The sequence below is a fragment of the Blautia sp. AM42-2 genome, from assembly GCF_003480245.1.
In the GTDB taxonomy this organism is placed as follows: Bacteria; Bacillota; Clostridia; order Lachnospirales; family Lachnospiraceae; genus Fusicatenibacter; species Fusicatenibacter saccharivorans.
The window spans coordinates 15,076-39,141 of sequence record NZ_QUIM01000014.1 but is presented as its reverse complement, the minus strand read 5'-3'; the positions used below and the strand labels follow the sequence as shown (position 1 = coordinate 39,141).

Genomic DNA, 24,066 nt, shown 5'->3' with positions numbered 1-24,066 from the left:
AACGTCCTCTCTTTTACCGCTCCATCACATTGATCGACTCGATGCCGACGCTTCCGCCGCGCACGACTTCGATCTTGCCGAATTCCTCTTTCATCAGCTTCACAACTGCATCGTTTTTCGTCGCCGTCTGGACAAACTCGAGCAGCAGGCTGTCTTTTCCGTAGTCGATGACCTTCGCCTTGAACGTCTCAGCGATCTGGAACAGCTCGACTTTGTCAGCTGCGCTGCAGTTGAATACCTTGATATACAGAATCTCTTTCATGCGCACAAACACGTCGGTAAAGTCGATGACTTTGATGACCTCGACCATGCGGTTCAGCTGTTTTTTGATCTGCTCAAACGTCTCATCGTCACTGACCGTGGCGATCGTCATACGCGATACGGTCGGGTCCTCGGTCGTTCCGACGGTCAGGCTGTCCAAGTTATAGCTTTTTGCGGAAAAAAGCCCGGAAATCTTGGAAAGGACACCAACCTGGTTTTCTACGTACAGTGAAATCCATCTTTTTTTCATTCCCTTATTCATCGCGCTCTCCTCCTAACAGTCCATAATCATATCTTCGAGCGTTCCGCCCGGCTTGATCATCGGGTAAACCATCTCCTCCGGATCGATGATAAATTCGATGATCGTCGGAGTCTTGGTGTTTTTCTTCGCCTCTTCAAACGCGGCCGCGATATCCTCTTTCTTCATGACACGGATGCCTTTTGCGCCGTAACTCTCAGCCAATTTGATAAAATTCGGCGTGTATTCCGGGTACTCTTCTCCGTCTGTTCTGCGGGAAAGTGCACCGGCGCGCAGATTTGTCATGCTGTACCGTTTGCCGTAAAACAGCTTCTGCCACTGGCGTACCATGCCGAGGTATTCATTATTGAAGATACACAGGATGACCGGCAGCTCCTCGAGAACGGCAGTCGCCAGCTCCTGAATATTCATCTGCATACCGCCGTCACCGGAAATCGCGATGACCGGTTTGTCCGGGTTGCCGATTTTTGCTCCGATCGCGCCCGGAAGGCCGTATCCCATCGTTCCAAGGCCACCGGACATGATGATCTGGCGGTTTTCGGTAATGTCGACGTACTGACTTGTCAGCATCTGGTGCTGTCCGACGTCGGTGACGATGATCGCATCGTCAAACTTCTCGTTGATCGCGTTGAAAATATCGAGCGGTCCCATCACGCCGTTCTGGCGCATCGTCAGCGGATGCTCGTTCTTCCAGGCATCGATCTGGGCAAGCCATTTCGATGTGGAGCATGGCTCTACGTACTCTGCCATCTTCGTGATCGCCTCTTTTGCATCGGCTACGATCGGGATATCGACATGGATGTTTCGAGAGATCGAAGCGGTGTCTATGTCGATGTGGACGATCTGCGCGTGCGGGGCAAATTCATGCAGCTTTCCGGTGATACGGTCATTGAAACGTGTTCCGATCGAGAACAGCAGATCGCACTCGCTGACTGCCATATTCGCCGCATACGCGCCGTGCATGCCAAGGTTTCCGATGAACAGCGGATGTTTCGTGGAGATCGCGCCGCGTCCCATAACGGTTGTGACAACCGGCACCTGTGTTTTCTCGACCACTTCGCGGAACACTTCCTGCGCATGTGCGATGTTGACGCCGCCGCCGGCAAGGAACAGCGGGCGTTTTGCTTTCGAAAGCATCTTTAACGCACGTTTTAACTGACCGATGTGAACGCTGGTGTTCGGTTTGTAGCCACGGATGTTGACGTTTTTCGGATACTCTGCGCTGCCGAACTCTGCCATGACATCTTTTGGAAGGTCAATGAGAACCGGGCCCGGTTTTCCTGTGCGTGCGATGTAGAATGCCTCTTTGATGATGCGTCCGAGATCTTCACGGTTTCTTACCGTCACGCCGTATTTCGTGATGCTGCGGGTGATGCCGACGATATCAACCTCCTGGAATGCATCGTTTCCGATGAGGTGGCGGGCTACCTGTCCGGTGAAGCAGACAAGCGGAACGCTGTCGTAGTTTGCCGTTGCAAGACCGGTGACCAGGTTGGTTGCGCCAGGGCCGCTGGTAACGAGGCATACGCCGACTTTTCCTGTCGTTCTCGCATAGGCATCCGCCTCATGCACCAGCGCCTGCTCGTGGCGCGGCAGAACGATTTTGATTTCATCCTGTTTGTAAAGCTCATCGCTGATATCAATGGTGCAGGCTCCCGGATAACCGAAGAGATACTCAACACCCTCCTCCTTCAGAGCCTTTACCAGAAGTTTGTTTCCTGTAATCTGTTTCATATGAAAACCTCCTGTTCTAAATTTGCTGCATAAAAAATCCCCGAACATAAAACACCTTTTCTGTGCCTTACGTTCAGGGAGAATGTTTCCATCCACGGTACCACCTGAATTCCAGAAGAATACACTTCTGCTCATTCCGTACAGGATTTAACTTTTTTCATCCGATACGGCATCCCGGTAACGTGGGAACTACGTTGTAGCCTACTTGGAAAACATTGCTGTCCGCTTTTTCTGTTCAGTCCACTGCTCGAGGGCTACTTCCGCAGGCACGCTCACGGAGATTCTCACCATCCATCTCCTCTCTTTGCTTTGCGCCGCCAGGTACTCCTCCCTGTCACTGCATTTTAGGTTTTGTTTTTTCTTAAATTACTGTCTATTATAGTCGGAAATGCCGCTCGTTGTCAATCGTTTCGCGCCCTTTTCTTGACTTTTCGCCCTGCGCGTGCTTTACTTAATCAGGTTTGTCTAATTAAAATAAGGAGTTTATACCCATGATGATTACATACACACAGGAAGAACTCTCTTCCATTGTCCACGCATTTGCTTTCCCGGGAACGATTACAGACTGGACGCCGCACGGGAACGGCCATATCAACGATACGTTTCTGGTGCGCTCCACCGAAAACGGCGTCCTCCGCAAATCGATTCTGCAGCGCATGAACCGCACCGTTTTCCACAATCCAACGGAGCTGATGCAGAATATTGCACAGGTAACATCATTTCTGCGGAAAAAAATCACAGCCGCAGGAGGAGATCCATTCCGCGAGACGCTGAACCTGATTCCGACGACAGACGATGCCTGGTTTTTCGTCGATGAGCGCGGAGAATTCTGGCGCGCATTTCTCTTTATTTCCGATGCGTCCTGCTATGATGCCGTGACAGATCCAAAGCTGTTTTACGAGACCGGTAATGCTTTCGGCCGCTTCCAGCAGATGCTCTCCGATTTTCCGTCCGCCTCTCTTTTCGAGACGATCCCGGATTTCCACAACACACCGCTCCGCTACCAGGCGCTTTTACAGGCGGTACAGGCGGATCCGAAAGGACGGCTGAAAAACGTTTCGGATGAGATGGCGTTTTTCCTCGACCACGCAGACGATTACGGCGTAGCCGAGCGCATGAAGGCCTCGGGCGAGCTGCCGCTCCGCGTAACGCACAACGATACGAAGCTGAACAACATTATGATTGATGACAAAACCGGCGAGGGCATCTGCGTCATCGATCTAGACACCATTATGCCGGGACTGTCGATCTTTGACTTCGGAGATTCCATCCGCTTCGGCGCGAATACGGCCGCTGAGGACGAACAGGATGTCTCGAAGGTGTCTCTTTCCCTTCCTCTCTTTGAGAGCTATACAAAGGGCTTTCTCGCAGGCTGCGCAGGCTCTTTGACCCGTGCGGAAGTCGAAATGCTGCCGATGGGTGCAAAATTAATGACCCTCGAATGCGGCATCCGTTTTCTCGCCGATTACCTGATGGGCGATACCTACTTCAAAACCGCTTACCCGGAGCACAACCTCGTACGGGCGCGGACACAGATCGCGCTTGTAGCGGATATGGAGGAGAAATGGGGCGAGATGGAGAACATCGTCGCACGGGCTTCGTTTTCCCACTAAGCACCCGCATAAATTCACAACATCAAAAAGACACAGCTGGAAGTATCTTTCTGCCTCCTGCTGTGTCTTTTTTGTTAATATGTTTTATATTATGCTCTCGGAACGCTGACAATCCGCAGATCGTATTTCTTCAGCATCTCACCGCCCTGTACTTTCTCGCCGGTCAGGATATCTTCTTTTCCGTCGAAGACTGCCGGAAGCGGAATCTCCTCATCTTTAAAGTTGATGATAAAGTACAGATCCTCGCCGTCTGCCTGGCGTTTTGTGATCTCGAGTGCTGTTGCTTCTCCAATCACCGGCTGGATGGCTGCGCTGTCTGCTGCCATAGCAAGAACTTTTGCAAGGCCGCTCTCAGAAAGGTCGGTTCCGACATAATATACGGTTCCTTTTCCGAACTGATTTTTTGCAACAGCAGTCATGCCTGCATAGAAATCGCTCTCATACTGTGCGATTTCTTCAGCTCCTTCGAGGTGCATCAGGTCACATACGAGACGGCACTCTTCCTCGGTTCCGTCTGCGAAACGGATCTTGTTTCTCTGCTCCGGTGCAAGAGCGTCGATCTCTTCTACCCATACGCCTGCCATTTTTCTGAGCGGTCCCGGGTATCCGCCGAGATGAACGTTGTCCGACTGTCCGACGATACCGCTCATGTAGGTGGTGATGAGGGTTCCGCCTGCCTGTACATAAGCCTCCAGGCTCTCTGCCACACCGTCTTTTACCATGTAGAGAACCGGTGCTGCAACGAGGTCATATTTGGAGAAGTCCGCATCGATCGGGATCATATCGACAGCGATGTTCTTGTTATAGAAGTAATTGTACATCTGCTCGATCTGGTCTACGTAACGTAAATCGCGGTTCGGTCCGCTGGTGTACTCCAGTGCCCAGTAGTTTTCCCAGTCGAAGATGATGCCGACTTTTGCGTGGTTCTCGGAGCCCATCACACGGCTTCCGATTTTCTCCAGTTCTTTTCCGAGCTGGGTTACCTCACAAAAGACACGGGTATCTGCGGTTCCTGCGTGTGCGATAACAGCACCATGGAATTTCTCGCATCCGCCGACGCTTCTTCTCAGCTGGAAGAACTGAATCGTGTCTGCGCCGTGTGCAACGGTCTGATAGCTCTGTGCGCGCATCTGGCCCGGTTTCTTTAAGGAGTTGTACGGCTGCCAGTTCTGCTGGCTCGGAGTCTGCTCCATCAGCATGAACGGTGCGTCTTTGAGGCCGCGCATCAGGTCGTGGGTCATAGCTACGTGGCTCCATGGTGTATTGTAGCTCGGGTAGTTGTCCCAGGATACGATATCCATTTCTTTTGCCCACTTGAAGTAGTCGAGACCTTTGTACGTTCCCATCAGGTTTGTGGTGATCGGTGTTTCTTTGTCGTATTTGCGGATCGCGTCACGCTCCATTTTGTAGTTGTTCAGCATGCCGTCGGAGTTGAAACGCATGTAGTCGAGGGACATTCCTGCAAATGCAGTGCCGCTTCCCCATGGCATTCCGTCTCCCAGATCGTTCGGCGGTACAATCTCGTCCCAGTCGTAGATGGTGTGGCCCCAGAACTCCATGTTCCATGCCTTGTTGACTTCATCGAGTGTTTTGTATTTGTCTTTCAGCCATACGCGGAACGCTTTTGCACAGTTCTCGCAGTAGCACTCGCCGCCGTACTCATTGCTGATGTGCCAGCAGACGATGTTTTTGTTGTCGCCGTAACGCTCTGCCAGTTTTTCTGCCAGGCGTTTTGCATATTTCTGGAAAACCGGGCTGTTCGGGCAGGCATTGTGGCGATGACCGAATTTGTGATGGCGTCCTTCGAAATCGGTTCTTGCCACTTCCGGATAACGGTGTACCATCCATGCCGGGAGTGCGCCGGTGGATGTTGCCATGACGATCTGGACGTCCTCTTTTGTCAGGGTGTCTACGATCTCATCGAGCTCTGTAAAGTCGTACTCATTCTCGGACGGCTGGATTTTTGCCCAGGAAAATACGTTGATCGTGGTGCTGTTGATGCCGGCCTGATGGAAAAGTTTCATATCCTCATCCCAGATCTCTTTTGGCCACTGGTTTGGGTTGTAGTCTCCTCCGTATAACATTTTTTTGAATTTTGGCTGCATTTTTTTGATTCCTCCTGTGTTTGGATATCTCGTTTTGATGGCTCTATTATATACTGGTCTTTGTGAGAAAAGTATGATATGCTTGTCTAAAAAGTATGAATTTTCGAAACTCATTCCGGAATCTTATTTTAGACTTTTCTTTCAGAAAGGAACTGACTGTTATGCCTATTTTCTTTAAACCATCCGCCTCTGATTTTTCCCTCTCCGCTGACAGCATCGGCAACCGCTGGCTGCAGGAGCCCGTTGTGCGCCCGAACGGATTCCCCTTATATCACTGGATTCAGACGGAACGCGGCGAAGGGCTGCTGACCCTCAAAGGCCAGGAACTTTTGCTGAAACCAGGTGACGGTGTTCTGATTGCTCCGCATGTGCCGCATGAATACCGCGAAAACGACGGCAGGGAGATGTGGTTTACATCCTTTCTGACCTTTGACGGAAAGCTCTCCGATGATCTCTATAAAATCTGTGCCGTCTCGCCGTATCTTTTCGTTCCGGCCTCAGAGGGCGCGTGGTTTCAGGAATGGATTGACCGCATAATCGACTCACATTTTCTGAAAAATGACATCGACGATGCTGCGCTCTCCGTCGGATGCTTTGAGTTCCTGACACGCCTGTTCCAGCGTTTTGTCGGCAGCTCTGTCCGCTCGTACATCAGCGTTCTGCGCATCAGCCGCGCCAAGGAGCTTCTCATCAGCCGTCCCTACACTACGCTCGACGGCATCGCCGCCCTCTGCGGCTACCGCGATGTCAGCTACTTTATCTCGGTTTTCCGCCAGCAGACCGGGACAACGCCGAAGCAGTTCCGGAAGCTGTACGGCATATAATCTGAAACACCCCTCTTTCCGGCGCCAAAAAAGATCCTCCGTCTCATTTCACAGACGAAGGATCTTTTTCGTTTTCTCTTATTTCATGCTTTTCAGAATGCTTCTCGCAACCGACAGTCCGTTTGCGCTTGCCTGCTGGAGGCCGCGGGTTACGGATGCGCCGTCGCCGATGGCGCGGAGGCCTTTGACGCTGGTGCAGAAGTCTTTGTCTACGACAACTTTGTTGGAATAGAATTTGACTTCTACGCCGTACAGCAGTGTCTCATCGCTGGCGATACCCGGTGTTACTTTGTCGAGGGCTTCGATCATCTCGGCAATGTCGACCATGATACGGTGCGGGAATACCAGGGAAAGGTCGCCCGGAACGGCATCTTTTAAGGTCGGGATCAGGTTATTGCGGCAGAGGCGCTCTTCTGTCGTTCTTCTTCCGCGTTTGAAATCGCCGTACGTCTGAACGAGGATCTTGCCGTCGCAGAGCATGTTGGAAAGCTGTGCGATCTGTTTGCCGTACTCGATCGGGGTTTTAAATGGTTTCGTAAAGTTCTTGGATACCAGGAGGGCAAAGTTCGTGTTGTTTGTCTTGAACTCCTGGGATTTGTAGGCGTGGCCGTTTACAACTGCCAGACCGTTTTCATAATACTCAGTTGCCACCTCACCGGACGGGTTCGTACAGAAGGTACGCACTTTGTCGTCAAAAGTCGGGGTATAGTAAACGAGTTTTGCCTCGTACAGGTTCTTGTTCAGAAACTCCATGACCTCGTCGCGGACTTCCACGCGGACACCGATATCGACGGTTCCGACCTCGGTCTCGATGCCGTGGCCGTTGCAGATATGTGAGAACCAGTCGGCTCCCTCGCGGCCTACTGCGGAGACAATCTCATCTGCCTCGTAAACCGTTCCGTCCTCAAGTGTTACAGCTGTCGCACGGCCGTCCTCGATTGTAATATCATTGACCATCGTGTTGAATTTCATTTCCACGCCGATCTCTTTTAAGTGATCCTCGAGGCGGCTGTAAATCTTGTAGCCCTCCTCAGTTCCGAGATGGCGGATTGGACATTCGATCAGCTTCAGGTTGGCGTTGATCGCTCTGCGGCGGATCTCACGGATCTCTTTTTCTTTATCGACACCGTAAACATTCTTGTCTGCGCCGAAATCCAGATAGATCTGGTCGGACTCATGGATCAGCTCAACCGTCTTTTCATATCCTAAAATCTCCGGCAGATTTCCACCGACATCCGGGGAAAGAGAAAGCTTTCCGTCGGAGAATGCGCCTGCTCCGGCAAATCCCGTTGTGATCGAGCACGGTTTGCAGTTCACGCATTTTTTCGTTTTTCTCTTTGGACACTGACGGCTCTCGATCGAACGTCCTTTTTCGATCATCAGCACCTTCAGATCCGGTTTTTCTTTCAGCAGTTCATAGGCACAGAAAATACCTGACGGGCCTGCGCCGATAATAATGACATCATATTTCATTCTTTTTTAATTTCCTCTCGTTTTTTATCCCATCACGATCAGATACTGGCCGTCCGGCAGGGCAAAGACTTCGCTCTGCTCTTCTAATTCTGCATCCGACATTTCTTCCACGTCCATGCCCTCTTCTTCCATGTAGGCGCGCACGTCGTCCAGATTGTCGGCAACGACTGCAAGGCAGTCCTCCAGAAAGGCCTCTGCCTCATCGTAATTTTCAGCCACCGGCTCGTCGAATAACTGGCCCTGATTCATTAAAAATGTGTTGATGCATTCTTCAGTATATTCTCCCATTCTGGTTTTCTCCTCTGTTCGTTTTATTTTTCCTGATTCTTTCTGTGAAAAAGCGTTAAGATTTCCTCCGGCCGGTCGAGCAGCTCCATCGCATGGTTGTCGATCAGCTCCTGGCGCGGGCGGAATCCCCACGTCACACCAACGGTAAACATGCCTGCGGCGTTTCCGGTCTGCATATCCGTATTGGTATCGCCAAAGTACAGGCACTCTTCCGGTCTGGCGCCGAGTGCGTCTGCAATCGCGAGCGCACCGATCGGAGACGGCTTTCTCGGGATTTCTGCGGTCTGCCCCTGAATCCGGTTGAAAAAGCCCGGTCCGTACACGCTCTCCACGACGTGGATGGCCGCCTCGTGCGGCTTGTTGGAACATACGGCAATCGGAACTTCTTCCCGCAGCGCGGTCAGGGTTTCCCGCATATTAGGATACGGTTTTACGTGATACAGCGGGTCCTCGTTGAACCACGCGCGGCCAAGGCGGATGCCCTCCTGCAGATAGTTGAGCTCTGCATCTCCGGCGTCTTTTAAAGCGCGCTCCACTGCCAGATCGAAACCGTCTCCGGCGTAAAAGTTGAAGGCTTCTACCGGGCGCGGCACAAGTCCAAAATGTTCCAGAACGCGGTTGACTGCGTGCGCAATCGACTCTACAGTGTCTGCGATGGTGCCGTCCAGGTCAAAGATACAAGCTTTTATCATATTCTGACTTCCCTTCTTTGTCTCTTTTGTTCTTCGATTTTCTTTCTTCTCTCTCTTCTTGTCCGCAATCATTATATCCTGTATTTTTTCCCTGCGCAACCATATTTTCTTTTCCGGCACTTTATGCTAAAATGAAACTGTTTTTCAGATTCTTGGAAAGGAAAAAAAGAGAATATGAATCAGACTGTGAAAATATTTTTTACCGATATGGATGATACCCTGCTGAATTCCGAAAAGCAGGTGACAAAAGAAAACATGGATGCCATTTCAGAGGCACTTGCTGCCGGCCACAAAATTGTGTTCAACACCGGCCGCCCGCTCTCCGGCTTTCTGCCGATCTTAAAAGAGCTCGGACTCGACCGCGAAGGCTGCTATGCCATCGCATTCAACGGCGGACTGATTTACGACTGCGCGGCAAAGAAAACGCTGTACCGCCGCACGATTCCGCTCGAATATGCACGCGTGATCTTTGAAAAAACGCAGGAGGCAGGCCTCTACTGCCACACCTACTCCGACACCTCCCTTCTCTGCCGCCATGCAGGCGAGGAAACGCGCGTTTACACACAGGCAATCCACATTCCCGTCGTGGAAGATCCGCTTCTGCCGGAGCACCTCGCCGAGGAACCATGCAAGATGATCGTGATTGATCTCCACGACCGTGCAAAAATGGACGCTTACCGCGCTGCCATGGAGCCGTGGTCAAAAGGAAAAATTTCGATGTTCTACTCCAGCCCGCATTACCTCGAGCATGTCCCGGAACACGTTTCCAAGGGCCATGCCGTGAAAAAACTCTGCGAGCTTCTTCAGATTCCGCTTGCCAACACCGTGGCTGCCGGAGATCAGGAAAATGATATTTCGATGATCGAGGCCGCTGCCGTCGGTGCCGCCATGAAAAATGCGACCGATGCCGTAAAGGCGAGTGCCGATTATATCACGGAAAACGACTGCAATCACAGCGGCGTGGCGGAGATTCTTCGTAAGTTTATCCTTGCCTGATTCTGTTTCTGTGTCAGGAAACCTTCTTTTTCTTGTTTTCTTTGGCACTTTTTCCGAATTCTGTAAGATTTTACTTTCTTTTTTGTTGAAACTGTATTACAATAGTTTCAAAGGACGGCATTTGAAAGGAGACTTGAATCGAGATGTCACGAAAATCAAAACGTATTCTGCTTACTCTGGCTTCTGCCGCTGTCGGCGCAGCCTGCGGTGCGGCAGTCTATTTTATCCGGAAAGGAAAAGCAGATCTTGAAACAGATTTTGACGATTTTAAAGACGAATTTGAAGAGGAAGAGCCTGCTCCTGCTGAACGTACTTATACGACCCTTCCGAAAACGAAAGGTGCGGAGGATGCTGCACCGGATCCGGAATCTGCAGCTTGCAATAAAGGTTCCGAAACAGCTGATACAGAAGCTGAAAGCGAAACCGCAGAGTCCGAAGAAGAAGACGCTGAAAAAGAAAGCTGTGCGGATCGTGAAGTTTCTCCACAGGAAGAAAGCGAAGTAACCACAGAATAAAACCCAAAAACAGAATATAGAAACATAAGGAAGTAATTCCTGGGGAGGGAAACCTCCCCTTTTTTATGGAAAGGAGATTGTTATGGAACTTGCAAAACGCGATGACGTTCCTGTAGAACTTACCTGGGACCTGTCTTTAATTTATCCAACCGAGGAGGCCATGCTGGCTGATGCGCAGAAAATGAAAGAATTAAGTCTTTCTATGGAAGCATCCTACAAAGGAAACCTCACCGATGCAGCCACGATCAACCACTGCCTCGACGATTACCAGGAGGTCTACCGTCTGATCACACTGACCGCCAACTACTGCGATCTCGCCGTTTCTGTCGACTATTACAACAGTGCAAACCAGACGCGCAACGACCGCATCAACAGCCTGATCTCTGAGATTTTCAGCCGTCTCACCTTTATCGAGAGCGAGCTTTCCGAACAGTCCGAGGATGTTTTGAACGAGGCCATGCAGCAGTCAGATACGAACCGCTGCTATCTCGCCGAGATTCTCCGCAACAAGGCACACCGCCTGAGCCCGGAAACCGAGCGTGCCATTTCCGCTCTTTCCCAGACCTTCTCGGCTCCGTACCAGATCTACAACATGGCAAAGCTTGCCGATATGAAATTTGATTCTTTCACCGTAAACGGAAAAGAATATCCGCTCGGCTACTCCCTGTTTGAGGATAATTACGAGTACGAAAAAGACACCGATATCCGCCGCAGTGCATTCTCCGCCTTTTCTGCAAAAATCAGACAGTACGAAAATGTAACGGCAGCTGCTTACAATGCCCAGCTGCAGACAGAAAAGACCATGGCCACGCTGCGCGGCTTCGATTCCGTCATCGATTCTCTGCTGTTCCCGCAGCAGGTCAGCCGTGAGCTGTACAACCGCCAGATCGATCTCATCACCACCCGCCTGGCTCCGCATATGCGCAAATATGCCCGCCTGTTGAAAAAGGTTCACAACCTTGACCGCATGACCTTCGCCGATCTGAAAATCGCCGTCGACCCGGAGTACGATCCGTCTGTCACGATCGAGGAATCAAAACAGTACATCGAAAAAGGCCTTGCCATTCTCGGTGATGATTACGTTTCCATGATTCAGGAGGCATACAAAAAACGCTGGGTTGACTTTGCACAGAACCAGGGAAAATCCACCGGCGGCTTCTGTGCCAGCCCGTACGGAAAAGGTTCCTTTATTCTCTTAAGCTGGAATAACCGCATGGCAGATGTTTTCACGCTGGCGCATGAACTCGGCCACGCCGGCCATTTCCGTCTCTGCAACGGCGCACAGGCGATTCTCGATACCGAGGTTTCCTCTTATTTTGTCGAGGCGCCGTCTACCATGAACGAGCTTCTTATGGCTCATTATCTGCTGAAAACGACCCCGGACAAACGGTTCCGCCGCTGGGTTTTAAGCTGTATGATCAGCAACACATATTATCATAACTTCGTCACCCATCTGATGGAGGCTGCTTACCAGCGCGAGGTTTACAAGCTCATCGATGCCGGCGACAGCGTACAGGCTGAGACGTTAAGCAGCATTATGAAAGAGACCCTGCAGAAGTTCTGGGGCGATGATGTGGAAATTTCCGATGACGCAGCGCTCACCTGGATGCGCCAGCCGCATTACTATATGGGACTTTACTCCTACACCTACAGCGCCGGACTGACCGTTGCCACACAGGTCTGCAGGCGCATCGAAACCGAAGGCCAGACCGCTGTCGATGACTGGAAAAAGGTACTGACCGCCGGAAGCACGAAGACACCGGAAGAGCTGGCAAAAATGGCCGGCGTTGATATCTCGACGGATGCACCGCTTCTCGATACGATCGAGACGATTGGATCGATCATCGATGAGATCTGCGAGCTGACCGAAGAGCTGGGCTGCTGATCCTGTCCGCATTGTAACTCTCTATCAAACAGTAAAAACGGATTGTTCCGTCAGCTTTTGTTACTGGCGAAGCAATCCGTTTTTTTCATATCTTTTTTCACGCATTCCAGCACTTTTTCAGAATCGCAGCTGCCTCTGCAATCTCCTCCTCAGAAAGCCCGGCGTACCCAAGCAGCACTGTGCCGCCCTGTGCGGGATCTGCGGCAGCGCCGATGCAGTACCGTTCCAGCCCGTACACGCGCACGCCATCCTCTTTTGCCCGCTGCACCGCCTCCGCTTCGGAAAGTCCTCTCGGCAGGTGGACCAGCACATGGACTCCCGCATTCTCGCCGGACACCGTGTACTCCCGCCCAAACTCCTTCAGAAGCCGGATCAGCAGGTCGTGTTTCCCTTTATACTGTGCACGCATCCGGTTCAGATGGCGCTCGAACGCGCCGCTCCGCATAAACTCTTCCAGAATCTTCTGGTCCGTCTTCGAAACTGTCGCGGAAAAGCATCTTCCGTTCTCCTCGTAGGCAGGCAGCAGCGTCTCCGGCAGCACCATGTAGCTGATGCGGATGGACGGCGCAATCGCCCGCGAAAACGTTCCAAGATAGATCACTTTTCCCTCTGTGTCATTGCCCTGCAGTGCCGGGATCGGGCGGCCCTTGTAGCGGAATTCACTGTCGTAATCATCCTCAATCAGATACCGCCCATTTTCCCTCGATGCCCACGCAAGGAGCTGCATCCGCCGCTTCATCGGCATGACCATGCCCATCGGGAACTGGTGCGACGGCATGATGTACGCCAGATCCGCCCCGCTTTTTTCCAGCTCCGCCGGCCGCATGCCCGCTTCGTCCATCGAAATCGTACACATCGCATAGCCGAGCTTCGCAAAACAGCGGTAGGCACTGATGTAGGTCGGATTTTCCATCGCCACTTTATGGCCACGCCCTAAGATCACCGAAAGCAGCATCAGCAGATAATCATTTCCCGCTCCGACGATGATCTGCTCCGTGCGGCAGTTCACGCCGCGTGCGTGGTGCAGATAGTCGCGGATTGCCTCCCGAAGACCGTGCTCGCCCTTCGCATCCCCGAGCTGGAACAGGCTGTCATCTGCGTCCAGCAGGACTTCTTTCGAGATCTTCTTCCAGCTGTTCTGCGGAAATCCGCCCGGCGCCGTACCGGTCACGGCAAAATCGTAGCGGAACGGCATCTGTTCCGCGGCATCATCCTCTTTTGTCTCCTCTTTCTTTTCATCGAGGCGGTACAGCCCCTCAATTTCACAGACAAAGTAGCCTTTGCACGGCACACTCTCCAGATATCCTTCGGATACCAGCTGCTCATACGCCAGATCCACGGTACTCCGGCTCACCGACAGATAGCCCGAAAGCGCCCGCGCCGACGGCAGCCGCTCCCCTGCACGGATCCGTCCGCCGCGGATTTCCTCGCGGATAAAACCGTAGATCTGCTCATAGAGCGGTGTCTTCCGATGCGGATCCAGCGAAATCGTCAATTCATTCATCTTCCCATCTCCCTGACAAAAAGAACAGCCGCTTGGGATGTCGGCTTCATCCAGGCGGCTGCTCTGTTCCATTTCAAAATTCTTATTTATTTCGCTGCCGGCAGCTTGAAAGAGCTCTTCAGGGATACGATACGGTTGAACACCAGCGCATCCTCTTTGGAATCTTTTGCGTCTACACAGAAGAATCCGTTTCTGACAAACTGGAAGCTGTCATATGCTTTCGCATCTTTTAAAGACGGCTCCAGATAGCACTCTTTTAATACGGTCAGGGAATTCGGATTCAGGTTCATGGAACCATCCTCGTTGTAAACGCCCTTCTCCTCGTCGATCAGGTTTTCGTACAGACGGCACTCTGCTTTGACGGCGGTCTTTGCTGCTACCCAGTGGATTGTTCCTTTTACTTTTCTTCCGTCCGGGGAATTTCCTCCCTTGGACTCCGGATCGTACGTTCCATGGATTACGGTAATATTTCCGTTCTCGTCTTTCTCGCATCCGGTGCAGGTGACGAAGTATGCGTTCATCAGGCGGACTTCATTGCCCGGGAACATACGGAAGTATTTGCGGACCGGCTCCTCCATGAAGTCTTCGCGCTCGATGTACAGTTCTCTTCCGAACGGTACCTGACGGCTGCCAAGCTCCGGATTCTCGAGGTTATTCTGTACTTCCAGCATCTCAATCTGGTCTTCCGGATAGTTGTCGATGACAAGTTTCACCGGATTTAAGACTGCCATGGTACGGGCTTTTTTCAGCTTCAGATCCTCGCGGATGCAGTACTCCAGCATCGCATAGTCAACGGAGCTGTTTGCTTTTGATACACCGCACAGATCTACGAATTTCTTGATGGACTCCGGTGTAAAGCCTCTGCGGCGGAGTGCTGCGATGGATACGAGACGCGGGTCATCCCAGCCGTCTACCACGCCGTCCTCTACCAGCTTTTTGATGTAACGTTTTCCGGTAACCACGTTGGTCAGATACAGCTTTGCAAACTCAATCTGGCGCGGCGGCATCGGATATTCCAGCTCGCGTACAACCCAGTCGTACAGCGGACGGTGGTCCTCAAACTCCAGCGTACAGATAGAATGGGTAATGCCTTCGATGGCGTCCTCGATCGGATGCGCGAAGTCGTACATCGGGTAGATGCACCAGGTATCGCCGGTTCTGTGGTGATGCATATGGGCTACACGGTAGATAACCGGGTCTCTCATGTTGATGTTCGGTGATGCCATATCGATTTTCGCACGGAGTACTTTGCTTCCGTCCTCGAATTCGCCGTTTTTCATGCGCTCGAACAGGTCCAGGTTTTCCTCCACGGAACGATTGCGGTACGGGCTCTCTTTTCCAGGCTCGGTTAAGGTTCCGCGGTACTCACGGATCTCCTCTGCGGACAGATCGCAGACGAATGCTTTTCCTTTTTTGATCAGTTTTACGGCTGCCTCATACATCTGTGGGAAATAATCGGATGCGTAGTACAGATGATCTTTCCAGTCTGCACCAAGCCACTGGATATCGGCTTTGATGGAATCAACAAACTCGGTTTTCTCTTTCGTCGGGTTTGTATCATCGAAACGCATGTGGAACTCTCCGTTGTACTCCTGTGATAAACCGTAGTTTAACAGGATGGATTTTGCATGTCCGATATGAAGATAGCCGTTTGGCTCCGGCGGGAATCGTGTGCATACATGGTCGTAAACGCCCTCTGCCAGATCTTTGTCAATCGCAAGCTCGATAAAATTTTTGGAAACAACTTCTTTTTCTTCCATAATAAGGTCAGGCCTCCCTCGAATCTTTTCGTTTGGAGCACTGTCCCGAAAAGGGCGCAAAATGCTCTGTGTATTCTATCACTATAACACAAAAGCATTCTCCTGCAAAGCATTTTTTTCGGTACACAAAGCCGCCGGAGCGGACCGGTGCCTATTCTTCTGCCTCGTGTGCGGTCACCTGGCGGTGCTCCACGGAGGTCGAGAACACGATCTGCGTCCGCGTCCGTCCAAAATGCTGCAGCTCGCCGATAAACTGGTCGAGCTCAATGGTGCTAACAAAAAGGCCCTCAATGAGCATGGAGTAATCACCGGTAACGCAATTACATTCCACGACATTGTGGACCTTTTCAATATAGGGATAAAATTCTTTTTTCTGAACCGGCTCAACCTCGAGGTTGATGAACGCTTTGATCGGATATCCCAAAAGCGCCGGATTTAATTTGACCTGATATCCTGTAATGTAGCCTTCCTTCTCCAGCCGCTCAATTCTGGCGGAAACTGCCGGGGAGGATAAAAATACGTGTTCCGCGATTTCTTTCAGCGGCATCCTGGCATTTTCCCGAAGGAGATTCAAGATTTTTGCATCGATGTGATCGAGCTCATGGCGCATCGCATCGTTCTTGCTTTTTTCATGTTTCATACGCTGCTCTCCTGTTTTTTCACTTTTATACTGTTCAGCATATCACGTTCGCCGTTTTTTGTCTACGAAAACGTGTCCTCGCGGAAACTGCTTTCGAAAAATAAGTAAAAGTGCCTCTTTCCCTTGGTATTTAAAATCAAATACAAAAATAAATAAGATTCCACAGTTCTTCGGCGGCGGTATTTACAAATTTCTGCCCTGGTGTTATTCTTCCGGTATCGAAAGGCAAAGCAAGAATTGTTTCAGACAATATACACAACTCAATGCGTGCAGAAAGAAGGAGATTATTATGAAGACAAGAATTGAAGCAGATTCCATTGGTTCCCTTGAAGTCCCATCCGACGCCTACTACGGGGTACAGTCCCTGCGGGCAAAACGGAATTTTCCCATCACGGGAACGTCGATCCACCCGGTCATGATCCAGAATCTGGCGAAAATTAAAAAGGCAGCTGCCATCTCCAACCGCGAAGCACAGAGACTGCCGGAGGAAAAAGCGGCTGCCATTATCTATGCCTGTGATGAAATCATTGCCGGCAAATTAAAAGACCAGTTCATCGTTGACGGCATCCAGGGCGGTGCCGGAACGAGTGCCAATATGAACGCAAACGAAGTCATCGCAAACCGCGCCATCGAAATCCTGGGCGGCACCAAGGGTGATTATACCATTGTCCACCCGAATGACCACGTCAACATGGCACAGTCCACAAACGACGTTATCCCAAGTGCAGGAAAACTGACCGTACTCGATCTGCTCCCGGATCTTCTGCATGCGCTCGAGTCACTCCACGCAGCACTGCTCGATAAGTCCCAGGAATTTGACCACATTTTAAAGATGGGAAGAACCCAGCTTGAGGACGCCGTTCCGATGCGTCTCGGCCAGAGCTTCCACGCTTACGCAACGATGATCGAGCGTGATATCCGCCGGATCGAATGCGCCAGAAAAGAGCTGTTCACCCTGAACCTCGGCGGAACAGCCATCGGTACGACGATCAATGCTTCCGATTACTATCTCCACCACATCGTGCCGACCCTCGCTGCTGTGACAGGCTATCCGCTGATGCAGGCGGACGATCTGTTTGACGCGACGGAGAACCTCGACGGATTTGTGACGATCTCCAACACGTTAAAGACCTGCGCCGTCAACCTCTCCAAGATGTGCAACGACCTGCGCCTGCTGTCCAGCGGACCGCGGACCGGATTCGGCGAGATCAACCTGCCGCCGATGCAGAACGGATCCTCGATTATGCCGGGCAAGATCAACCCGGTTATCCCGGAGGTTGTGACACAGGTTGCCTTCCATGTCATCGGAAACGACACCACAATCACGATGGCGGCTGAGGCTGGCCAGATGGAGTTGAACGCGTTTGAACCGGTTGTCTTCTACTCCCTGTTCTCTTCCATCACCTCGATGACAGGCGCTGTGAATACGCTTGTGAAGAACTGTATTCTCGGCATTACCGCAAATGAGAAACGGTGCGAGGATCTCGTTTCGAAGAGTGTCGGCATCACAACGGCGCTCTGCCCGTATATCGGATACCAGAAAGCGGCCTCGATTGCAAAGAAATCGCTGAAGACGGGCGAGAGTGTTACTTCTCTGGTTCTGAAAGACGAACTGCTGACACAGAAACAGCTCGACGCCATTCTCGATCCGTACGCTCTGACCGGACCGGAACTGCCGGCAGAAGACGATCTGGCTGGCTGAATGTAACTGCTGCTTTCCTTCATAATTTCTTAATGATACGCAAAAAGGCTTCCCGGATTTTCTTGCTGTCCGGGAAGCCTTTTTCTGTCGTTTTCTTTTATATCAAACTCTGTTTAGATTCTCGCTACGCCGCTCTTTCTTGCTGCCTCTGCAACGGCTGCTGCCACCGCATCTTTGACACGCGGATCAAAGGCTGCCGGGAGGATGTAGTCTGCGTTCAGCTCTTCATCGCTTACCAGGCCTGCGATTGCGTAAGCTGCTGCGACCTTCATTTCATCGTTGATATCAGATGCTCTCACATCGAGCGCTCCGCGGAAGATGCCCGGGAAGCAGAGTACGTTGTTGACCTGGTTCGGGTAATCGCTTCTTCCTGTGCTGACAACGGCTGCTCCTGCTGCTTTCGCCTCGTCCGGGAAAATCTCCGGCGTCGGATTTGCGCAGGCAAAGATGATCGGATCTTTTGCCATCGTACGTACCATATCGGGAGTGAGCGTACCCGGCGCAGAAACGCCAATAAAAATATCGGCTCCTTTGATTACCTCTGCAAGCGTGCCCTTCTCATGGTTGTAGTTTGTGATCTTCGCCATCTCCTCTTTGATCGGGTTGAGGCCGTCGCGTCCCTCGTAAATCGCACCTTTGCGGTCTGTCATGATGACGTTTTTGAGACCCATCGAAATCAGCAGGCGGATAATGGCGATTCCGGCTGCACCGGCTCCTGAGGTAACAATTTTGACTTCATCCAGTTTCTTTCCAACCAGTTTCAGCGCATTGATGACACCGGCCAGTGTGATCACGGCTGTTCCATGCTGATCATCGTGGAAAATCGGAATATCACAGCATTCCTTTAATTTCTTCTCGATCTCAAAACATCTCGGTGCGGAGATGTCCTCCAGGTTGACACCGCCGAAGCTTCCTGCGAGAAGACGCACGGTATTGACAATATCATCCACATCCTTGCTGCGCACGCAGAGCGGGATTGCATCGACACCACCGAATTCTTTAAACAGCACGCATTTTCCTTCCATGACCGGCATGCCGGCCTCCGGGCCGATATCTCCAAGTCCGAGAACTGCGGTTCCATCTGTAACAACAGCTACCGTGTTCCATCTTCTGGTCAGCTCGTAGCTCTTGTTGACATCTTTCTGAATTTCCAGGCACGGCGCCGCCACACCCGGTGTATAGGCAAGACTCAAGGCATCTTTTGTATCTACGGCCGCCCGGGAAGTGACCTCAAGCTTTCCGCGTAATTCATAGTGCATCTTTAATGATTCTTTTGCGTAATCCATCGCTTTTTTCCTCCATTTCATGTGTGACTGCGTCTCATTAATAATAGGAAGAGAGATTCACGCGTCACACGGGATGTCTGTTCGCTGCACCCCTATTATAACAAGCGTTCTCTAAATTTCAACCGGTGTTTTGATTAATGAAAAAATTTCCACTTTTCCACCAAAAACAGCTGCTTCATTTGCGAAATTTTATCAAAAATACTCTTTTTCTTTCTCTCAGCCGCAGTCCGATCCTGCCCGGAGGGCTTTTTTTGCTTTACAGTAAAATTCAACAAAGTTTTTTATAAAGCAAAAAATCTGCCCGCCTCCCATCCTTTTCAGACTGGAAAACAGACAGATTTTTTTCTTTACTCCGCCACAATATTCTGCAGCCAGACTCCTTTCTTGACAAGGACAAATCCAATCACGCACTTGATCAGGTCAACCGACATAACCATAAAGTAGATTGCGTAGATCGAAAGTCCGGTAAAACGGCTCAGGCAGAAAGCCACCGGCACACTGACAACCCAGATGAAGACGCTGTCGAACAGGAACGTGATGATCGTTTTTCCACCGGAGCGCAGGGTAAAGTAGCTTGCATGCAGGAATGCATTGACCGGCATGAACATGGCCACTTCCACGATGAAGATTGCCGCCATGTGGCGTACTTCGTCCGTCGTGTTGTAGAGGCGTGGGAAGAATGGAGCCACGAGCGCCATCAGCGCGCCGATCACAATGCAGAGTAATACGGAAAACGTGATCAGCTTCGTATCGGTATCCTTTGCCTCTTCCATCCTTCCGGCTCCGAGGAGCTGTCCGACGATGATGGCAACGGAATCGCCGAGTGCGATGAAAACGACGTTGAACAGGTTCGAGATCGTGTTGGAGATATTCATCGCGGCTACGACATTCAGTCCACGCACGGAGTAACACTGCATCAGGATCGCAACGCCGCCTGCCCAGAACGTTTCGTTCAGCATCAGCGGTGTTCCTTTGATAAGGATCTGTTTCGTCAAAGCCGCCGGAACACGGATCGTGCGGTACAGATGCTTCGTAAAACGATATTTTTCTTTGTTTCCGTGCGTGCGGATCAGCACGATCGCCATCTCCACGTAACGGGACAGCACCGTTGCAACTGCCGCGCCGACAACTCCGAGCTGCGGTGCGCCGAATTTTCCGTAGATTAAAATATAATTAAAAATCAGATTGACAAATACGGCTGTGATACCGGCCTTCATCGGAAGCATCGTCTCGCCGCATTCGCGCAGCGTGCTGGCATAAAGCTGCACAAACAGGAACGGCGGCAGACCTACCAGCATGACCTTCATATAAGAAATGCCATAAGCTAATGTCGCATTCATGTCCTGGCTTCCCTGATCGCCTGTCAGGTAGAGACGAATCAGAGGCTCGTGCGCACCAAGGAAAATAGTGATTGCCGCTGCCGTCAGGATCACGCCGATCCAGAGCTTGAAGCGGAAGGTGTTTCGCACACCCTCGTCGTTGCCCTGTCCGAAATACTGCGCAGTGAAAATTCCTGCACCGGATACCCCTCCGAAAATACAGAGGTTATAGATAAAAAGAAGCTGGTTGACAATCGCAACGCCGGACATCTGCTCGGTGCCGACCTGTCCTACCATGATGTTGTCGAGAAGACTGACAAAGTTGGTGATACCGTTCTGAATCATAATCGGCATCGCAACGCCAAGCACCATCAGGTAAAACCGTTTGTCTCCAATAAATTTTCTGTGTTTCTGCATGGTTTCCCCCTTTTCTTGCTGTGTAAAATAAATGACATAAATCGGAGCCTTTCTGGATTTCTCCAGGCAGGCCCCGAACAGTAATGCTTATTATACACGATTCATGTTTAGAAAGAAAGATCCTTTTTATCTTTTTTCTGGCTTTTTTTGACATTTTAATTTCAGAGTATTAAACAGCCTCAACGATAAGATAAACATAACTCCCCATATTACCCATGCCGCAAAGCACCCAATTCCCTGATGGCGGATATCTACCATTATTCCAATAATAAAAGGAAGTGACATAAACATAATTACTGCCATTATAAAATCAAAAATAATGTATAACACTATGTTTACCTTCCCTATTAAGAATCTGCTGTTTGATATTCATCCTGTATTTTCTGATTTGCCGCCTGACCAATATTAAGCTTTTCAAACATTTCTTCTGTATCCAGACTTCTGCTGTAGTACGCAGTCATCATATCCGCTGTGATCGATTTTCCAAATCTTCTGGGGCGGCTGTTGCAGATAAACTTCGATGTTGTGTCAATCACACTGTTGGTGTATTCCAGCAATCCTGTTTTATCGATATATATTTTTGAGTTTAATACGTCCTGAAAAGCATTCACCTTTGAATTTAAAAAATCGTCCCACAGCATGCCGCAAATTTTTCCACCAGCGCCACTGCCACCTTCATCACCCCGGCCAGTACCATCACAAAGATTGGGTTCTTTTTGCCTTTCTGCAGCAGGATGAGGCTGATGATAAAGATCACGACAAGACTCCAGTTCGTCTGCGCCAGCCGGATCACGGTATCTCCTTCACTGCTCCAAAACGCCGTGACCAGAATTGAAATCCCTGCGGAACCGATCATCGCCACAACCGCCGGGCGGAGGGAGTGGAGGATTCCCTGGAGCATTGCCATTTCGCGGTATTTTAAATATAGCTTCGCAAGCAGTGTGACGAGAATACACGACGGCAGAATACATCCAAACGTTGCCACGAGCGCTCCTGGGATGCCTGCGATTTTAATTCCGACGAAGGTTGCCGAATTGACTGCGATCGGCCCCGGTGTCATCTGAGAGATGGTGATAAGATCCGTAAACTCCGACATCGAAAGCCAGCCGTGTCCCTGCACCACCTGTCCCTGAATCAGCGGCATGGCCGCATAGCCTCCGCCGAAGCTGAGCAGGCCGATCTGGAAAAAGCTTAAAAATAGCTGAAAATAAATCATTTCGCACCCCTCCGTTTCGCCAGAATCGTCCGCACCGCACCGATGGCACCGCAGACCAGTACAATATAAATCACGTTGACCTTGAAAAAACAGGCTGCTGCAAACGCACAGACAAGAATCACCAGCGACAGCGGATCTTTTTCTTTCACAACCCCGGCTCCCATCTCATACGTCACGGATGCAATCACGGCTCCGACGCCTGCCTGCATTCCTTCGAGCATCTGGCTCACGAAAAAATTATCCCGGAACGCCTGATAGCAGACCGAAATCACAGAGATAATCAGAAACGGCGGAATAATCGTTCCAATAATCGAAACCAGCACACCAATCATCCCCGCCAGTTTATACCCGACAACAATCGCCCCATTCACCGCAATCGGCCCCGGCGATGACTGCGCAATCGCCACCAGATCGAGCATCTCATTCTCCTCAATCCAGTGGTACTCATCCACAAATTTCTTCTTCATCAGCGTCACAATCACATAACCGCCGCCGAACGTAAATGCGCTCAGATACAGCGTGGAAAGGAACAGTTTTTGCAGTACCTTACGTTTTGACTCCATTGTTTTCTTCACCTCATTTTTTCTGTTGTACCTATTCTACCATCTTTGGCACCAAAAAGCGACCCAATTGTTTTCACAAATGAGTCGCTCTTCTCGTTTTCCTATCTTATTTCTCTGCACACAGCTCCACAAACGCCTGCACTGCCTCGTTTGCATTGCCGTACACGCCTGCTCCGAAGTCATTGCAGACCTGCTCCAATGCCGCGCGGATGGAATCCGGCACGCTGCCGTCGTTGATAAAACTTGCCTCAATATTTTTTGCATCCCGAAGCCCCGCATACCGCTCATCGGTTCCGTTTTCTGCCACCGACGGCAGGCCTTTAATACTGGCCATCTCGTCGATCTCTTTTTCCTGCATCATAAAGCGCAGAAACTCAACCGCGATCTCTTTCTCTTCGCTGTCTTTGTTGACCGAAAATCCATACCACGGCTGCTGGTACGCGTAAGCGCCCTTGTCCCCGAGCGGTGCGTATAAGAATTCGTATTCAAACGGATTTGCGCTGAATGTCTCCGATTTGGATTCTCTCTTTTTCATGCCGCTGACACACTCGGCATTGCAGACATAGAACGGCATATCCAGATCGGTTCCGGCAATGTTCGAATAATAGAAATAACAGTCCTGTCCTTTGGAATCCTTATATTCGAGCTTTCTTTCCCCCAAGCGAATGACGCATCTTCTTTTTCCCTCACAATCATAACTGTACCTTTTGTAATAGTGTCTTTTTCTTCCTGCCCATCTCCTGCTGTTTTTTATATAACGAAAAGATCCCGGTTTCCCGGGATCTTTCTTAGTAAGCTGATGACGGGAATCGAACCCGTGACCTCCGCCTTACCAAGGCGACGCTCTACCGACTGAGCCACATCAGCACTCGCAAGTTGTTTTGTTTTTTTGTTAGCTCCTTGCTACATTTAGTATTCTATCAAAACTATAGTGAATTGTCAACAGTTTTTTCTACAAATTTGAAAATTTTTATTTGTTCACAGATTTTCCTGCACTTTTGACAATTCACCGTA

Annotated in this window: 21 protein-coding genes, 1 tRNA gene and 1 other annotated feature; of the genes, 6 read left to right on the top strand and 16 right to left on the bottom strand. The window is 50.7% G+C overall.

What is annotated here, in order from left to right:
• Positions 1 to 13: 13 nt before the first annotated feature.
• Entirely contained in the window at positions 14 to 523 is a 510-nt protein-coding gene (gene ilvN, locus DW915_RS13390; protein WP_022463092.1) for an acetolactate synthase small subunit, read from the bottom strand.
• 12 nt (positions 524 to 535) lie between these two features.
• Positions 536 to 2,254: a biosynthetic-type acetolactate synthase large subunit gene (gene ilvB, locus DW915_RS13385; RefSeq protein WP_055221285.1), complete on the bottom strand. Its 1,719-nt coding sequence runs from the start codon at positions 2,252 to 2,254 to the stop codon at positions 536 to 538.
• Positions 2,255 to 2,325: 71 nt separating this feature from the next.
• Positions 2,326 to 2,601: a binding site (T-box leader), on the bottom strand.
• A gap of 144 nt (positions 2,602 to 2,745) precedes the next feature.
• On the opposite strand from ilvB, the gene DW915_RS13380 reads away from it, so the two are divergent.
• Positions 2,746 to 3,867, top strand: coding sequence for a phosphotransferase enzyme family protein (locus DW915_RS13380; protein WP_118595595.1), 1,122 nt, complete (start codon positions 2,746 to 2,748; stop codon positions 3,865 to 3,867).
• Between the two features lie 89 nt (positions 3,868 to 3,956).
• Here the strand turns inward: DW915_RS13380 and DW915_RS13375 are convergent, their stop codons facing one another.
• Positions 3,957 to 5,972: a beta-galactosidase gene (locus DW915_RS13375; protein ID WP_118742264.1), complete on the bottom strand. Its 2,016-nt coding sequence runs from the start codon at positions 5,970 to 5,972 to the stop codon at positions 3,957 to 3,959.
• A 161-nt stretch (positions 5,973 to 6,133) separates the two neighbouring features.
• Here DW915_RS13375 and DW915_RS13370 point away from each other — a divergent pair, with 161 nt between their 5' ends.
• The gene (locus DW915_RS13370) at positions 6,134 to 6,796 is read left to right on the top strand and encodes an AraC family transcriptional regulator (RefSeq protein ID WP_118742263.1); all 663 of its coding nucleotides are present in this window, start codon (positions 6,134 to 6,136) and stop codon (positions 6,794 to 6,796) included.
• A gap of 78 nt (positions 6,797 to 6,874) precedes the next feature.
• On the opposite strand, the gene DW915_RS13365 is transcribed toward DW915_RS13370, so the two are convergent.
• The 3 genes from DW915_RS13365 to DW915_RS13355 are packed head-to-tail and all read right to left on the bottom strand — an operon-like array spanning position 6,875 to position 9,249.
• Complete coding sequence (locus DW915_RS13365; RefSeq protein ID WP_022463087.1) at positions 6,875 to 8,269, bottom strand: NAD(P)/FAD-dependent oxidoreductase; 1,395 nt, start codon at positions 8,267 to 8,269, stop codon at positions 6,875 to 6,877.
• Positions 8,270 to 8,293: 24 nt separating this feature from the next.
• A complete protein-coding gene (locus tag DW915_RS13360; protein ID WP_055221292.1) occupies positions 8,294 to 8,557 on the bottom strand; it encodes a hypothetical protein in 264 nt (87 codons plus the stop codon).
• A gap of 23 nt (positions 8,558 to 8,580) precedes the next feature.
• Positions 8,581 to 9,249, bottom strand: a complete 669-nt coding sequence (locus DW915_RS13355; protein ID WP_055221324.1) for an HAD family hydrolase — start codon at positions 9,247 to 9,249, stop codon at positions 8,581 to 8,583.
• 174 nt (positions 9,250 to 9,423) lie between these two features.
• Here DW915_RS13355 and DW915_RS13350 point away from each other — a divergent pair, with 174 nt between their 5' ends.
• The 3 genes from DW915_RS13350 (at position 9,424) to pepF (ending at position 12,645) form a co-directional block, all read left to right on the top strand.
• Positions 9,424 to 10,245, top strand: coding sequence for a Cof-type HAD-IIB family hydrolase (locus DW915_RS13350; RefSeq protein ID WP_117760558.1), 822 nt, complete (start codon positions 9,424 to 9,426; stop codon positions 10,243 to 10,245).
• Between the two features lie 143 nt (positions 10,246 to 10,388).
• A complete protein-coding gene (locus DW915_RS13345; RefSeq protein WP_055267483.1) occupies positions 10,389 to 10,760 on the top strand; it encodes a hypothetical protein in 372 nt (123 codons plus the stop codon).
• Between the two features lie 82 nt (positions 10,761 to 10,842).
• The gene (gene pepF / locus DW915_RS13340; RefSeq protein ID WP_199669513.1) at positions 10,843 to 12,645 is read left to right on the top strand and encodes an oligoendopeptidase F; all 1,803 of its coding nucleotides are present in this window, start codon (positions 10,843 to 10,845) and stop codon (positions 12,643 to 12,645) included.
• Between the two features lie 97 nt (positions 12,646 to 12,742).
• Here the strand turns inward: pepF and pdxR are convergent, their stop codons facing one another.
• From pdxR to DW915_RS13325, 3 genes are all read right to left on the bottom strand, one after another.
• Positions 12,743 to 14,149, bottom strand: coding sequence for a MocR-like pyridoxine biosynthesis transcription factor PdxR (gene pdxR, locus DW915_RS13335; RefSeq protein ID WP_055267548.1), 1,407 nt, complete (start codon positions 14,147 to 14,149; stop codon positions 12,743 to 12,745).
• 86 nt (positions 14,150 to 14,235) lie between these two features.
• On the bottom strand, positions 14,236 to 15,909 hold the full coding sequence (locus tag DW915_RS13330; RefSeq protein ID WP_022463080.1) for a glutamine--tRNA ligase/YqeY domain fusion protein: 1,674 nt from the start codon (positions 15,907 to 15,909) through the stop codon (positions 14,236 to 14,238).
• A 151-nt stretch (positions 15,910 to 16,060) separates the two neighbouring features.
• Positions 16,061 to 16,549 (bottom strand): Lrp/AsnC family transcriptional regulator, encoded by a 489-nt coding sequence (locus DW915_RS13325; protein WP_022463079.1) that lies wholly within the window; start codon positions 16,547 to 16,549, stop codon positions 16,061 to 16,063.
• A gap of 289 nt (positions 16,550 to 16,838) precedes the next feature.
• On the opposite strand from DW915_RS13325, the gene DW915_RS13320 reads away from it, so the two are divergent.
• On the top strand, positions 16,839 to 18,251 hold the full coding sequence (locus DW915_RS13320) for an aspartate ammonia-lyase (protein ID WP_118742262.1): 1,413 nt from the start codon (positions 16,839 to 16,841) through the stop codon (positions 18,249 to 18,251).
• A 113-nt stretch (positions 18,252 to 18,364) separates the two neighbouring features.
• Here the strand turns inward: DW915_RS13320 and DW915_RS13315 are convergent, their stop codons facing one another.
• From DW915_RS13315 to DW915_RS13280, 7 genes are all read right to left on the bottom strand, one after another.
• On the bottom strand, positions 18,365 to 19,537 hold the full coding sequence (locus DW915_RS13315; RefSeq protein WP_055267479.1) for an NAD(P)-dependent malic enzyme: 1,173 nt from the start codon (positions 19,535 to 19,537) through the stop codon (positions 18,365 to 18,367).
• Between the two features lie 347 nt (positions 19,538 to 19,884).
• On the bottom strand, positions 19,885 to 21,273 hold the full coding sequence (locus DW915_RS13310) for an MATE family efflux transporter (protein ID WP_118742261.1): 1,389 nt from the start codon (positions 21,271 to 21,273) through the stop codon (positions 19,885 to 19,887).
• Between the two features lie 347 nt (positions 21,274 to 21,620).
• Positions 21,621 to 21,914, bottom strand: a complete 294-nt coding sequence (locus DW915_RS13300) for an AAA family ATPase (protein WP_117760565.1) — start codon at positions 21,912 to 21,914, stop codon at positions 21,621 to 21,623.
• Complete coding sequence (locus DW915_RS13295) at positions 21,893 to 22,489, bottom strand: chromate transporter (protein WP_022463074.1); 597 nt, start codon at positions 22,487 to 22,489, stop codon at positions 21,893 to 21,895. Before DW915_RS13295 ends, DW915_RS13300 begins: the two co-directional genes overlap by 22 nt.
• Positions 22,486 to 23,052, bottom strand: coding sequence for a chromate transporter (locus DW915_RS13290; protein ID WP_117804329.1), 567 nt, complete (start codon positions 23,050 to 23,052; stop codon positions 22,486 to 22,488). Before DW915_RS13290 ends, DW915_RS13295 begins: the two co-directional genes overlap by 4 nt.
• Positions 23,053 to 23,158: 106 nt before the next feature.
• On the bottom strand, positions 23,159 to 23,713 hold the full coding sequence (locus DW915_RS13285; RefSeq protein ID WP_117804330.1) for a hypothetical protein: 555 nt from the start codon (positions 23,711 to 23,713) through the stop codon (positions 23,159 to 23,161).
• Between the two features lie 133 nt (positions 23,714 to 23,846).
• A tRNA-Thr gene (locus DW915_RS13280) sits at positions 23,847 to 23,919 on the bottom strand.
• Positions 23,920 to 24,066: the final 147 nt, after the last annotated feature.